Annotated in this window: 13 protein-coding genes; 5 read left to right on the top strand and 8 right to left on the bottom strand. The window is 68.3% G+C overall.

From position 1 onward, the window contains the following. Window positions 1-137 precede the first annotated feature (137 nt). Window positions 138-1,292: a CapA family protein gene (locus ACFRFC_RS25910; protein ID WP_382680612.1), complete on the bottom strand. Its 1,155-nt coding sequence runs from the start codon at window positions 1,290-1,292 to the stop codon at window positions 138-140. Between the two features lie 221 nt (window positions 1,293-1,513). Between ACFRFC_RS25910 and ACFRFC_RS25905 the strand changes: the two genes are divergently transcribed. The 5 genes from ACFRFC_RS25905 to ACFRFC_RS25885 all read left to right on the top strand — a co-directional run bounded on the left by ACFRFC_RS25905 (window position 1,514) and on the right by ACFRFC_RS25885 (window position 8,677). Then, window positions 1,514-2,323 carry a hypothetical protein gene (locus tag ACFRFC_RS25905; RefSeq protein WP_382680382.1) on the top strand — a complete coding sequence of 270 codons (810 nt, stop codon included), beginning with the start codon at window positions 1,514-1,516 and terminating at the stop codon, window positions 2,321-2,323. A gap of 450 nt (window positions 2,324-2,773) precedes the next feature. Beyond that, window positions 2,774-4,225 (top strand): glycosyltransferase family 2 protein, encoded by a 1,452-nt coding sequence (locus tag ACFRFC_RS25900; protein ID WP_382680381.1) that lies wholly within the window; start codon window positions 2,774-2,776, stop codon window positions 4,223-4,225. A 31-nt stretch (window positions 4,226-4,256) separates the two neighbouring features. After that, on the top strand, window positions 4,257-5,489 hold the full coding sequence (locus tag ACFRFC_RS25895; protein WP_382680380.1) for a glycoside hydrolase family 113: 1,233 nt from the start codon (window positions 4,257-4,259) through the stop codon (window positions 5,487-5,489). Between the two features lie 11 nt (window positions 5,490-5,500). Then, the gene (locus ACFRFC_RS25890; RefSeq protein WP_382680379.1) at window positions 5,501-6,598 is read left to right on the top strand and encodes a sugar phosphate nucleotidyltransferase; all 1,098 of its coding nucleotides are present in this window, start codon (window positions 5,501-5,503) and stop codon (window positions 6,596-6,598) included. Between the two features lie 51 nt (window positions 6,599-6,649). Beyond that, window positions 6,650-8,677 (top strand): acyltransferase family protein, encoded by a 2,028-nt coding sequence (locus ACFRFC_RS25885; protein WP_382680378.1) that lies wholly within the window; start codon window positions 6,650-6,652, stop codon window positions 8,675-8,677. A gap of 48 nt (window positions 8,678-8,725) precedes the next feature. Here ACFRFC_RS25885 and truA read toward each other — a convergent pair whose 3' ends face one another. The 7 genes from truA to infA all read right to left on the bottom strand — a co-directional run bounded on the left by truA (window position 8,726) and on the right by infA (window position 13,111). Further along, window positions 8,726-9,571 (bottom strand): tRNA pseudouridine(38-40) synthase TruA, encoded by an 846-nt coding sequence (gene truA, locus ACFRFC_RS25880; RefSeq protein WP_382680377.1) that lies wholly within the window; start codon window positions 9,569-9,571, stop codon window positions 8,726-8,728. Between the two features lie 154 nt (window positions 9,572-9,725). Further along, window positions 9,726-10,247 carry a 50S ribosomal protein L17 gene (gene rplQ, locus ACFRFC_RS25875; protein ID WP_382680376.1) on the bottom strand — a complete coding sequence of 174 codons (522 nt, stop codon included), beginning with the start codon at window positions 10,245-10,247 and terminating at the stop codon, window positions 9,726-9,728. A 187-nt stretch (window positions 10,248-10,434) separates the two neighbouring features. Then, window positions 10,435-11,457, bottom strand: coding sequence for a DNA-directed RNA polymerase subunit alpha (locus ACFRFC_RS25870; RefSeq protein ID WP_161182732.1), 1,023 nt, complete (start codon window positions 11,455-11,457; stop codon window positions 10,435-10,437). Window positions 11,458-11,631: 174 nt separating this feature from the next. Further along, window positions 11,632-12,036, bottom strand: a complete 405-nt coding sequence (rpsK, locus tag ACFRFC_RS25865) for a 30S ribosomal protein S11 (protein WP_003956432.1) — start codon at window positions 12,034-12,036, stop codon at window positions 11,632-11,634. 65 nt (window positions 12,037-12,101) lie between these two features. After that, on the bottom strand, window positions 12,102-12,482 hold the full coding sequence (gene rpsM / locus ACFRFC_RS25860; protein ID WP_382680375.1) for a 30S ribosomal protein S13: 381 nt from the start codon (window positions 12,480-12,482) through the stop codon (window positions 12,102-12,104). A 227-nt stretch (window positions 12,483-12,709) separates the two neighbouring features. Beyond that, entirely contained in the window at window positions 12,710-12,823 is a 114-nt protein-coding gene (gene rpmJ, locus ACFRFC_RS25855) for a 50S ribosomal protein L36 (protein WP_003998809.1), read from the bottom strand. Window positions 12,824-12,889: 66 nt separating this feature from the next. Further along, window positions 12,890-13,111 (bottom strand): translation initiation factor IF-1, encoded by a 222-nt coding sequence (infA, locus tag ACFRFC_RS25850; RefSeq protein WP_003948620.1) that lies wholly within the window; start codon window positions 13,109-13,111, stop codon window positions 12,890-12,892. Window positions 13,112-13,147 lie beyond the last annotated feature (36 nt).

Raw genomic sequence — 13,147 nt, 5'->3', positions numbered from 1 at the left:
ACTGCCAGGGTTGTAGCGGGAGTTGGGACCTGGCTTGTGCTGTGCATCACAAACTGAGCGCACGGGAACCGAGCGCACCGGAACCGAGCGGCTCGGCACACCGGCCCGAACGGCTCGGCGCACCGGAGGAAGGGACCTCAGCCGGCCGCCGGACTCTCCAGCTCCTCCAGACCGTCCCCGCCCGGTGCCCCCCGGTTGTAGAGGAAGCCCCGGGTGCGGTCCGCGGCCAACTGGTAGCGGGCGAGCCGGTCCTCGGACAGCTCACCGGGCTCGTCCAGCACAGTGCGCACATCCACCAGCCGGTGGTCCGTGACCGCGCCCTCCGGGACCTTCTCACCGGGCTCGACCTCGGGCGGGATGTCCACGAGGGTGGTCCGGTAGCGGGCGGAGACGTCCCAGCCCCCGTCGGTGGTCTCCCGGAACTCGAACCACCCGATGGCCCCCTCCTCGGTGAGCCCGGTGGGAGAGCCGTGCCGGGCCACCTGGTTGCCGAGGCTGTAGGCGACCCAGGTGCCATTGACCTGCTGGATCGGCTGCACCACGTGCGCGTGGTGCCCGATCACCAGGTCCACGCCGGTCTCGGTGGTGATCCGGTCGGCCAGGTCGAGCTGCGGCCCGCTGGGTTCGTTGTATTGCTCAAGTCCCCAGTGCACGGAGAGGATCACCACCTCGGCGCCCTCCGCACGGGCCCGCGCCTCGGCCTTCTTGATCTGCTCCAGGTCGGTGTACTCGACCGCCCAGCTCTCGTCGTCCGGCGGCGGGTTGAGGAAGGACTCCCGGGAGAAGGCGAGTTGGGCGACCTTGACCCCGTTGACGTCCCGGACGGTGGTCTGCTCTGCTTCCTCGGGCGTACGCGCCGAACCGGCGTGTCCGAGGCCGGCCTCGTCCATCGCGTCCAGGGTGCGCTGCACCGCGGGGAGCCCGTGGTCGAAGGTGTGATTGGAGGCGGTCGAGCAGGTGTCGTACCCGACGTCCTTGAGGGCGGTCAGGATCTGCGGCGGGACCAGGAATTCGGGGTACCCCTCGAAGGGTCCCTCGGGCTCCCCGACCGGGGTCTCCAGATGACAGATGGCCAGATCGGCCTTGCTGATGACGGGCTTCACCCCGGCGAGCAGCGGCCCGAAGTCCAGCCCGGCCTCGCCCGCGCCGCTCTTCTCGGCGTCCTTGGCGGCCTGCTCGATGAGTTCGGGGTGGATGAGCACATCACCGGAGGCGGCCACCGTGAAGGAGCGCCCGTCGGGCTTCACCTCCGGCGTCGCGGCGGCCGAACTGCACGCGGTCCCCAGCGCCAGTGCCGGAATCCATGCCAGCGAACGACCTAATCGGAGAGAACTACGAAGTGTCACTGCGACATGCTCACACGCAGAGGGGCGGCAACCGACCGCCAACAGTCACAGGACAGTCACACTTCGTCCAAACATTGGTGCAAATTGGACTACTTCTCTCCTTGATGAGCTGCCAGTCCCCCACCGCTGAGGAACCGGACCAAACGGCCCCGCCCGCCCGGGAGTTGGTGGACCTCCGCAGCCGGGTCCTCACCTACACCGAGGACCTCCCGCCGGACGGCGAGTACCACCCGCCCGGCGAGAGCGAGCGCGAGCGGCTGGCCGACGGCGTCGCCGAGCTGCTGACCGGTGACGCCGCCGCGGCGGACCAGAAGCTCGCCCCCCTGGGACTCGGCGTCACCCGCCTGACCGACACCGCCTCCGGCCGCCGCTACGACGAGATCGCCGCCGCCGGACCCGGCCCCGCCGCACAGTGGGGCCGGCTGTATCTGACCGCCGACTCCAGCCCGCGCTGGAACGTCCAGGTGCCCCACCCGACCGCCGACCGGCACACCGACGAGCTGGGCACCCGCCTCCTGGAGGAGACCCCGGGCGGCGCGCTGGTGGTGGCCGGCGCCCACCGTCGCGCCGGGGACGACGGCGCCGCGGATGTCGCCCACCGCGAGGACAGCGCCTTCCACACCATCGTCGTGGAACTCCAGCAGCACGGCGTCCCCGGCGTCCAGCTGCACGGCTTCGCCGACGCGGACGACCGGCCCTACGACGCCGTGCTCTCCACCGGCGCCGCGGAGAACACCCTCGGGGAGGTCACCGCCCTGGCCGACCGGATGGAACGCGACGGACTGGAGGTCTGCCGCGGCTGGCAGAGCCGCTGTCCGCTGGAGGGCGCCACCAACGTCCAGGGCAAGGCGGCACAGCGCCTGCACGTCCCGTTCGTCCATGTGGAACTGGCCCCCGGCGCCCGCGGCACCGGCTCCGACGCGTCGGTCACGGCCGACGCCCTCGCGGACCTCACCGCCACCTGGAACGACGGCTGACCACCGCGGGGTGAGGGACATCACGGGCGGGCCCGCCCGGCCCAGCACATTGGCCGAAATATCCCAGGTGCCGTGGATCTCACGGAGCCGGCCGTTGTCGTACAACACCGCTTCCGTGCCTGCCGGAAGAACACCCCGGAAGACACGAAACGGACCTACTACCTTTCCCGCATGATCACGACACAAGCCCTCGTTTGCTTAAATTCCGTCCACATTTTTCCCACAGCCGTTTCATACTTCACCCATACATGCGAGTATCGTGCTTCTGTTCGGTCTGTGGTTTGGGCGCCTGGGGGGGCATCTGAGCGGTAATGGGCCGAATGCGCCGAAGAAGGCGTTGAGGGGGGCAGGGAACCCACGCTTGATGCGCTATAGCACACCCGGTGTGCCATGGCCGAGATCTGTCGCTGCCTCAACGCACCAACGATCTCAGGGGAGTTCCGCAGCGACATGGCATCGTCACTGGTCACCGGGGGAGCGCCGCTGTCGCGGCAGAGCCAGAAACTGGCCAAACGCACGGCGTCCTGGAAGCCCGGCATCCTCCCGTTCCTGCTGCCCTTCGCCCTGCTGACCTTCCTGGGTCTGTGGACCTACCGTCCGAGCACCTCGGCCATGAGCTGGGTCCTGACCGTCGTCTGGTCGCTGCCCGTGGCAGGGGTGATGGTCGGCATCCAGGGGGCGCTGCTGATCCGCCGCCGGGTGCGCAAGAGCGATCTGATGGTTCCGCCCGCCCCGGCCGACCAGGACTTCCTGATCGCGCTCTGCCCGACCATCGGCCGGCACGACACCTACCCGGCGCTGGAACGTTCCATCTTGTCCTACGTGGAACACCTCCCCGAGTACTTCCCGTACCTGCGGGTCGACATCCTCACCGAGGAGGGCTGCGAGGCCGCCGAGGCCATCGACCGGCTCGCCGGCTCCCACCCGCTGATCCGGGTGATCACGGTGCCCAAGGACTACGCCCCTGCCAACGGCACCCGCTTCAAGGCCCGCGCCAACCACTACGCCCACGAGCTGCGGATCGAGGAGGGCGAGGCGCTGGACTACGTCTGGGTGCTGCACATGGACGACGACACCGGCGTCGGCCCCGACACCGCCGCCGCGCTGGCCCAGTTCATCAACCGGCAGCGCCGGGCCCACCCCGACAAGGCCAAGCACATGGCCCAGGGCATTCTGACCTACCCGCGCGAGAACGCGGTGAGCATGTTCACCTGGCTCGCCGACGCCGTCCGCCCCGCCGATGACATCGCCCGGTTCCGGGCGCTGACCGGCCTCGGCACCCCGGCCGCCGGGGTCCACGGCGAACTGCTCGTGCTGCGGGCCTCCATCGAGGCCGAGATCGGCTGGGACTTCGGGCCGAAGGAGATCGTCGAGGACGCCCGGCTCGCCCTGACCTTCTGCCGGAAGTACCCGGGCCGCAGCGACTGGTTCAACGGCCGCTGCTACGGCGCCTCCCCCGCCAACGCCAAGGACTTCATCAAGCAGCGCGAACGCTGGGCGTGGGGCCTGGTCGCCCTGTGCTTCAACCGGGCGGTGCCGCTGCGCTACCGCTGGTTCCTGTCGGTGTGCGTGACCACCTGGATCCTCGGCCCGCTCCAGCACATCGGTGCCGTGCTGCTCATCGGCTGGCTCCTCAACGACATGAACACCTCCCCCGTGACCCAGTCCGTGGTCATCCTGTGGGCACTCAACTTCGCCTATGTCATCTGGACCTACTGGGAGGGGCTGCGGCTGAACACCCTCGCCTCCCTCAGCGGCCGGCGCAAGTGGTGGGAGCCGATCGTCGTGGTCGCGATGATCCCGGTCTTCTCGGTGCTGGAGGGCCTCGGCGGCCTGCGGGGCTTCATCAAGTTCGCCCGGCGCGAGGAGAACAAGTTCGTCGTGATCGCCAAGCCCGCCTGACCGCCCGGCCGACCCCCGGAAGACACCTGACATGCGCTCACGACTGCCCTTGCTCGCCCTCTTCCCGGCGACCGTGCTCACCGTGGTGGTGGGCACCCCCTTCGTGCTCGGCGACCACCCGGTGCGCTGGGAGTCCGGATCACGCCTCCCGGAGATCGTGCTCCACGACTCCGAGGAGCCCGCCCGGCCCCCGCGCGCACCCGGTACGCCCACCGGCCCCGCCACCGGCACCGCCCCCTCCACCGCCTCCGGCCTCCAGGTCGCCAAGCCCTGGAAGGAGGGCATGCCCCAGTGGGGTGTGCAGCTGTACTGGGAGGAGGAGAAGGAGAAACGTTCCGGCAGCTTTATCGAGGCCCAGGCCCGCAAGCACGCCACCTATCTGATCGGGCTGGGCGCCAACTCGGTGTCCCTCTCCTTCCCCTACTTCACCGAGGGCGTCACCTCCAACGCCCTCGCCACCGGGGCCAAGACCCCCTCCCCCGGGCGGCTGGCCCAGGTGCTGAAGGTCTTCAAGGACGCCGGTTTCCGCACCACCCTGCGCCCGATCATGGACGAGGCGGCCCTGGACCCGCCGGACGGCTGGCGCGGCAACATCGAACCCGCCTCCCGCTCGGCCTGGTTCTCCTCCTACGGGAAGCTGCTGGACCCCTATCTCAAGGCCGCCGAGCAGGCGAAGGCCGACACCTTCGTGATCGGCACCGAGCTGAACTCCATGGAGGGCGACCCCGGCTGGGAACCCCTGGTCACCGAAGCCGAGCAGACCTTCTCCGGCGAGGTCGCCTACGACGCCAACTGGGACAACTACGTCTCCGGCCGGATCAACATGCCGGTCAGCAGTCTCGGCGTCGACGCCTACTTCCCCGTCGAGGTGCCCGACACCGCCTCCGTCGGCCAACTGGTCGAGGGCTGGAACGAGTGGCTGGACAAGAAGGCCACCGGCGAACTGCCGAACATCACCATCGCCGAGGCCGGCATCGGCGCCATGGACGGCGCCTACCACGCCCCCGGCGACTTCTACACCAAGCGGGCCCTCAACCCCGAGGTGCAGGCCACCTGGTACACCGCCGTCTGCCAGGTCGTCCAGGAGCGCCGGATGAAGGGCGTGTACTGGTGGTCGATCTGGTTCGACGACGACCCCAACACCCCGCCCGACGACGCGGTCGCCTCCCGGCTCGACTTCGCGGGACGCCCTCTCACCGAGAAGGCCGTCACGTCCTGCTTCACCTCCGACTACGCAGGCCCCGGCACCGACACCGCTAGCTGACCCGAGGAATCATGCAGGAAGCCATCATCCTGGTGGGCGGCAAGGGAACCCGCTTGCGCCCGCTCACCAACCACACCCCCAAACCGCTGCTGAACGTGGCGGGCTCGTCCTTCATCCGGCACCAGATCGCCAAGCTGATCGACGCCGGAGTCGAGCACGTGGTGTTCGCCACCTCCTATCTCGCCGGTCTCTTCGAGGAGGAGTTCCAGGACTTCTCCCAGGACCTGAAGATCTCGTACGCCGTGGAGGAGGTCCCCCTCGGCACCGGCGGCGCCATCCGCAACGCCGGACGCCTGCTGCGCGGCGGCCCGGACGACCCGGTGCTGATCCTCAACGGCGACATCCTCTCCGGCGTCGATCTGCCCGGCATCCTCGCCGCGCACCAGGACCGGGACGCCGATGTCACCCTGCATCTGACCCGCGTCGCCGACCCGCGCGCCTTCGGCCTGGTGCCCACCGACGACGACGGCCGGGTGCTGTCCTTCCTGGAGAAGCCCAAGACCGCCGCCGAGTGCGTCACCGACCAGATCAACGCGGGCTGCTACGTCTTCCGCCGGTCCGTGCTGGACGCCATCCCCGGCGACCGCGAGGTCTCCGTCGAACAGGAGACATTCCCCCGCCTCGTCGCCGCGGGCGCCCTGGTGCACGGCCACACCACCGCCGACTACTGGCGCGACCTCGGCACCCCGCTCGCGTTCGTGCACGGCTCCGCCGACCTCGTCACCGGCCGGGCCCGCTCCCCGCTGGTGCCCGCGCCCGCGACGGCCCTGATCCACCCGACGGCCCAGGTCGACCCGAGCGCCCGCGTCCTGGGCGGATCCTGCGTCGGCCCGCACGCCGTGATCGGCCCGGACGTGGTGATCGACCGCGCCATCATCGGCGCCCGGGTCACCGTCGAGCCCGGCGCCCGGGTCCATGAGTCCGTCGTGGACCATGACTCCGCCATCGGTGCCCGGTCCGTACTGCGCGAGGCCGTCGTCGGCTGCCACGCCGAGGTCGGCGCGGACAACGAACTCCCCGCCCAGCTCCGGCTCTCCTGCGGCATCCGTATCCCCGCCCAGGGCGTCCGGGTCAGCGGCACGGCCGTCGCCTGCCCGACGGTCCACTGAGGCCGCCCAGCCCTCCCACGACTCGTCCGGTCAGTCAGTCACTGGAGAAACATGTCCCGCCACCGCACCAAGGCCGTTCAGACCGAGCGTCTTCGCAAGTACCGGCCCGACATCCAGGGCCTGCGTGCCGTCGCCATCCTGATGGTGGTCAGCATGCACTGCGGTCTGCTCGACATCCACGGCGGCGTGGACGTGAGCTTCGTGCTGAGCGGCTTCCTGATCGGCAGCCAGCTCTTCGCCGAGATCGACCGAACCGGCAAGGTCTCCCTCACCAAGTTCTGGGCCCGCCGCTTCCGCCGGCTCGCGCCCCCGATGGCCGTCACCATCGTCGCCACCGCCATCCTCGCCTGGATCTTCGCCAGCCCCTTGAAGTTCCGTGACTTCGTGGCGGACGGCCTGAGCGCCTCCCTGAGCTTCATGAACTGGCGACTGGTCGAGAACGGCACCGACTACTTCGCCAACGACGGCTCCCAGACCCCGTACCAGCACTTCTGGTCGCTGAGCATCGAGGAGCAGTTCTATGTGGCCGCGCCGATCCTGCTGGTCGCGCTGGTCTGGATCAGCCGCAAGATCCTGCGCAACCGCGCCCTGGTGGGCGTCTTCCTGCTGGCCGTGATCGGCGCCTCCTTCTACACGGGCTACACCCAGACCCCCATCGACCAGCCGCTCGCGTACTTCAGCACCCACACCCGGATCTGGGAGATCACCTCCGGCGTCCTGCTCGCCCTCCTCGCGCCGTTCGTCTCCCGGCTGAACCGCACCCTGGCCGGGCTGCTGACCTGGCTGGGCCTGGGCACCATCCTGGTCACCTCCCTGCTCATCACCTCGGAGACCCCGCTCCCCGGCTACGCGGTGGCCGGCCCGGTCATCGGCACCCTCCTGGTCATCGGCGGCGGCTGCGCCAACCCCGGATTCGGCGCCGAACGGGTCCTGCACAACCCCGTGTTCCACTTCATCGGCAATGTCAGCTACGGCTGGTACCTGTGGCACTGGCCGATCCTGGTGATGTGGCCGTACATCGTGGACCGGGAGTTCACCTTCCAGGAGCGGCTGCGGGTCGCCGTCCTGTCCTTCCTGCTCGCCATCGCCATGCACTACCTGGTCGAGCGCAGGTTCAAGAACAATGTGACGCTGGTGGCCCGCCCCTGGAAGGGCGTCCTCACCGGCGGTTTCACCACCGCGGGAACGGCCGGGGCGATGGTGCTGGCCGCGATCGTGCCGCTGAATCTGGCGACGTCCTCCGACTCGACGGCCAAGGCCACCGGCTACACCGGCACGGCGTCCGTCGAGAGCGCCGCCCACCAGCGGGAACTGTCCGACGCCGTGCAGAGCACCCTGCTGAAGGCGGCCGGCAACCACGCCACCAAGGGCTGTATCGACAACACCGAGGTCACCCGGTTCACGATGCGCGAGGGCTGTGTCGTGGGCAACCCCGACGCCGACCAGACAGTGGTCCTCATGGGCGACTCACATGCCTGGCAGTGGAACGACCTGTTCCATGAACTCGGCGCCGAACTCGACGCCAAGGTGGTGACCATGACGAAGGGCGGCTGCTCGCCGCAGGTCTACCACATCATGAGCCCCAACCTGGGCCGCGAGTACACCGAGTGCGACAGCTGGCGCGAGTCGGCCTTCGCCGAGCTGAAGAAGCTCAGGCCCGATGTGCTGATCGTCACCAACCGGGCCCGCCAGGAGGCCACCCGGGAGGGCGCCGAGGCCGCCTTCAAGGTGTTCGAGGAGACCGGCGCCGACCTCGTCTACATGACGGACACCCCGCAGCCCGGCCGGAACATCCCCGACTGCCTGGCCACCAACACCGACGACATCTCCCCGTGCAACCGCGAGGAGTGGCAGGCCCTGGAGTACACCGACTTCCGCGCCATGGAACGGGAGGTGGCCGAGCAGCACGGCGCCCGGATCATCGACACGACCCCCGCGTTCTGCGCGGCGGGCGTCTGCCCCTCGGTGATCGGCGACCACCTCGTCTACTACGACGACAGCCACATCACCTCGGGCTACAGCAAGACCCTCAAGCCGTTCCTGAAGCCCCACCTGCAAGAAGTCCTGGACAGGACCTGACGCCACGAGGAGGGCTCGGCACCAACCAGCCGGAGCCCTCCTCCCCTGTCAATGCACCTGCCCCCGCACCCGCCGGGCCTCCCGCTGCCGCTCCCGCAACAACGAGTCGGCCGGATAGGCGACCTCCTCCAAGGTCAGCCCGTGCGGACGCACCACATGCACCGCACTGTCCCGCACCCCGGCGTCCAGCACCTTCCGGGGCCACTCCACCCCCCGGTGCCCGTCCCCCACGAACAGCAGCGCCCCCACCATGGACCGCACCTGGTTGTGGCAGAACGCATCGGCCCGCACCTCGATCTCGACGACCCCGTCCCCGCTCCGCCGCACCCCGAAGTCAAAGATCTCCCGCACGGTCGAGGCCCCCACCCGCTTCTTCGCGTACGCGGCGAAGTCATGCTCCCCCACCAGCGACTTGGCGGCCGCGTCCATCACCTCGACATCCAACGCCCAGTCATGCCACAGCACATGACTCCGCAGCAACGGATCGACACCCCCCGGCGCATCCCCCACCCGGTACACATACCGCCGCCACAGAGCGGCGAACCGAGCGTTGAACCCCTCGGCCGCCTCCCGAGCCCGCCACACCCGCACATCCTTGGGCAACCGCCCGGCAAGCCGCTTCAGCAGCTTCTCCCGCTGCTCACCCCACACCTCCACAGGCAGATCCACATGAGCCACCTGCCCCCGCGCATGCACCCCCGCATCCGTCCGCCCGGCCACGGTCAGCTCATACGTCACTCCCCCGGCCCGCGTCACGGTCCGCAAGGCATCCTCGATCTCCCCCTGAACGGTCCGCTGCCCCCCCGCCTGCTTGGCCCACCCATGAAACCCACCCCCGTCATACGACAGATCAAGCCGCACCCGCACCCAGCCAGGCTGAACTTCGTCACTCACCCCAGAGTTCCTCTCAGCAACAGAAAAGCGGGCCCGCCCCTGAAGAAGGAACGGACCCGCCAACGCCCTGCTTTTGCTTTTCAGGGGCGCGGGGAACTGCGCGACAAGCCACGACGAGAGCCGCACCCGCCAACAACCAGCCCCCAGCAGACGCCTAGGCGTCCTTGGACTCCCCAGCGTCATCAGCCTTGGTCACATCGACCTTGGCGTCCTCGACCTCGGTCACCTCGGCAGCCTCGACAGCCGAAGCCTCCTCGGCATCCTTGGCGGCACGCACAGTCGCCGCCTCGGCCTCACCCGTGGCCTGCTGCGCAACGGTCAGCGCCTCGACCAGCTCGATGACAGCCATGGGCGCATTGTCGCCACGACGGTTACCGATCTTGGTGATCCGGGTGTAACCACCGGGACGGTTCTCGTAGCGCGGCCCGATCTCGGTGAAGAGCGTGTGCACGATGCTCTTGTCCGTGATCACCTGGAGCACCTGACGGCGGTTGTGAAGGTCACCCTTCTTCGCCTTGGTGACCAGCCGCTCGGCGTACGGCCGCAGCCGCCGCGCCTTCGCCTCGGTGGTGGTGATACGACCGTGCTCGAACAGCGCCTTCGCGAGGTTCGCGAGGAGCAGCTTCTCGTGCGCGGCACTGCCGCCCATACGGGCACCCTTGGTGGGCTTCGGCATGATGATTCTCCTGTGTCTCTGCCCCGGCCGTATCAGGTACCAGGGTCAGTATCCGAGCAGACGGCCGCCTGTCGGAGATCCGAACAAGCCCCGAAGGGGCAAGTTCGGAAGGGGCGCGGGGCTGTACTCATATGCGGCTCCGCCGCGTGGGCGCGACCAGCCACAGCGCACCCGCACCCAAAAACGATCAGTACTGCTCGGTCTCCACAAACCCGGCATCCGCATCGTCATCCGCGCCAAAGGCGTCGGCCGCGGCGGTCGGGTCAAACCCGGGAGGCGAGTCCTTGAGCGCAAGCCCCATCCCGGCCAGCTTCGCCTTGACCTCATCAATGGACTTCGCACCGAAGTTACGAATGTCCAGCAGATCCGCCTCGGACCGAGCGACCAGCTCACCCACGGAGTGGATGCCCTCACGCTTGAGGCAGTTGTACGACCGAACGGTCAGCTCAAGCTCCTCGATCGGCAGCGCCAGATCCGCGGCGAGGGCGGCGTCCGTCGGCGACGGACCCATGTCGATGCCCTCGGCGTCGATGTTCAGCTCACGGGCGAGACCGAACAGCTCGACCAGCGTCTTACCGGCGGACGCCATGGCGTCACGGGGACGCATCGCCTGCTTGGTCTCGACGTCGACGATCAGCTTGTCGAAGTCGGTGCGCTGCTCGACACGCGTGGCCTCGACCTTGTACGTGACCTTCAGGACCGGCGAGTAGATCGAGTCGACCGGGATCCGGCCGATCTCCTGGCCGACCTGCTTGTTCTGCACGGCGGAGACATAACCGCGGCCACGCTCGACCGTCAGCTCCATCTCCAGCTTGCCCTTGCCGTTGAGCGTGGCGAGGACGAGGTCGGGGTTGTGCACCTCGACACCGGCCGGGGGCGCGATGTCGGCGGCGGTGACCAGACCCGGACCCTGCTTGCGCAGGTACATCACCACGGGCTCGTCGTGCTCACTGCTCACGACCAGCTGCTTGATGTTGAGGATCATGTCCGTGACGTCTTCCTTGACGCCCGGCACGGTGGTGAACTCGTGCAGGACCCCGTCGACCCTGATGCTGGTGACAGCCGCACCGGGGATCGAGGACAGGAGCGTACGCCGCAGGGAGTTGCCGAGGGTGTAGCCGAAGCCCGGCTCCAGCGGCTCGATCACGAACCGGGAGCGGAATTCGTCGACGACCTCTTCGGTCAACGAGGGACGCTGAGCGATCAGCATGTTTCTGTTCCTTCAGTCAGGGGCGTCCGCTATTTGACGCCCTGATGTACTACAAGGGTATGGGCGATACGACCCAAAGAGCCGTACCGCCCGAAAACCTCAGCCGCGCCCGGAGATCAAACCCGGCGACGTGGAACACCTCCGCTCACGCGGAGAACGCCGCCGAACCGAAAGTCAGACCCGGCGACGCTTCGGCGGCCGGCACCCATTGTGCGGAGTCGGCGTGACGTCCTGGATGGAGCCGACCTCAAGACCGGTGGCCTGGAGGGAGCGGATCGCGGTCTCACGACCGGAACCCGGGCCCTTCACGAACACGTCGACCTTGCGCATGCCGTGCTCCTGGGCGCGGCGGGCAGCCGACTCGGCGGCCATCTGCGCGGCGAACGGCGTGGACTTCCGGGAGCCCTTGAAGCCGACGTGGCCGGCGGAGGCCCAGGAGATCACGTTGCCCGACGGGTCCGTGATGGAGACGATCGTGTTGTTGAACGTGCTCTTGATGTGCGCGTGGCCGTGAGCGACGTTCTTCTTTTCCTTGCGGCGCACCTTCTTGGCAGCGCCCTGACGACCCTTGGGGGGCATCTTTACTCCTACGGGAGGTGGTCGGTCCTACAGCGAAGACCGCTGGACGGCGAGTCCGCTGCGGACTACTTCTTGCCCGGCTTCTTCTTGCCGGCGATGGCGCGACGCGGGCCCTTGCGGGTGCGGGCGTTGGTGCTGGTGCGCTGACCGCGGACGGGCAGGCCCCGACGGTGACGGAGGCCCTGGTAGCAGCCGATCTCCACCTTGCGGCGGATGTCGGCCTGCACCTCACGACGGAGGTCACCCTCGGTCTTGATGTTGTTGTCGACGTACTCGCGGATCGCGACGAGCTGCTCCTCGGAGAGGTCGCGAACGCGGGTGTCGGGGTCGACGCCGGTCGCGGCCAGCGTCTCCTGGGAGAGGGTCCGGCCGATGCCGAACACGTAGGTGAGGGCGACCTCCACACGCTTTTCGCGCGGGATGTCAACACCGGAAACGCGTGCCATTCAATGGCTCCTGGTGATCTTCGGAGGTCTTCCGCAGCACCGGTTCCCATCCGCCGGCCTCTTCTCCCGCATCTCGCACGGGAGGAAGATTTGGTACGGACTGGGTCCCCGGCCTCCGAACCGGGGGTATCAAGCCGCTCGCGGCGGCTCGGGCCCTGCGTATGAACATATTCAGCTCGCGTCGCGCGAAGTCTCTGCGAAGAGATACAGAGGGACGGGTACTGCGATCAGCCCTGGCGCTGCTTGTGGCGCGGGTTCTCGCAGATGACCATGACCCGGCCGTGACGGCGGATCACCCTGCACTTGTCGCAGATCTTCTTGACGCTCGGCTTGACCTTCATGGGATTGAGGTTCTCCGGGTCAGTTGCCGTCGGCCCCGCGAACAGCTCGCAAGGCTTGGGCAAGATCTACTTGTACCGGTAGACGATCCGGCCACGGGTCAGGTCGTACGGAGACAACTCCACCACGACCCGGTCGTCAGGGAGGATGCGGATGTAGTGCATACGCATCTTGCCGCTGATGTGTGCCAGGACCTGGTGGCCGTTCTGGAGCTCGACCTTGAACATCGCGTTAGGCAGAGACTCGACGACAGTGCCCTCGATCTCGATGGCACCTTGCTTCTTGGCCACGCTTCGCCCTTCGGAATCGACTACCTTGATCGACTC

The organism is Streptomyces sp. NPDC056734 (assembly GCF_042790455.1).
GTDB lineage: Bacteria > Actinomycetota > Actinomycetes > Streptomycetales > Streptomycetaceae > Streptomyces.
The sequence above is the reverse complement of the archived record's forward strand: the minus strand, read 5'-3'. Positions and strand labels throughout refer to the sequence as shown.

Coding starts and splice junctions, on each gene's coding strand:
- ACFRFC_RS25870 (WP_161182732.1), bottom strand. CDS start 11,457: ATGCTGATCGCTCAGCGTCCCTCGTTGACCGAAGAGGTCGTCGACGAA.
- ACFRFC_RS25885 (WP_382680378.1), top strand. CDS start 6,650: ATGTCCCGCCACCGCACCAAGGCCGTTCAGACCGAGCGTCTTCGCAAG.
- rpsK (WP_003956432.1), bottom strand. CDS start 12,036: ATGCCCCCCAAGGGTCGTCAGGGCGCTGCCAAGAAGGTGCGCCGCAAG.
- rplQ (WP_382680376.1), bottom strand. CDS start 10,247: ATGCCGAAGCCCACCAAGGGTGCCCGTATGGGCGGCAGTGCCGCGCAC.
- rpmJ (WP_003998809.1), bottom strand. CDS start 12,823: ATGAAGGTCAAGCCGAGCGTCAAGAAGATCTGCGACAAGTGCAGGGTG.
- rpsM (WP_382680375.1), bottom strand. CDS start 12,482: ATGGCACGCGTTTCCGGTGTTGACATCCCGCGCGAAAAGCGTGTGGAG.
- ACFRFC_RS25890 (WP_382680379.1), top strand. CDS start 5,501: ATGCAGGAAGCCATCATCCTGGTGGGCGGCAAGGGAACCCGCTTGCGC.
- ACFRFC_RS25900 (WP_382680381.1), top strand. CDS start 2,774: ATGGCATCGTCACTGGTCACCGGGGGAGCGCCGCTGTCGCGGCAGAGC.
- ACFRFC_RS25895 (WP_382680380.1), top strand. CDS start 4,257: ATGCGCTCACGACTGCCCTTGCTCGCCCTCTTCCCGGCGACCGTGCTC.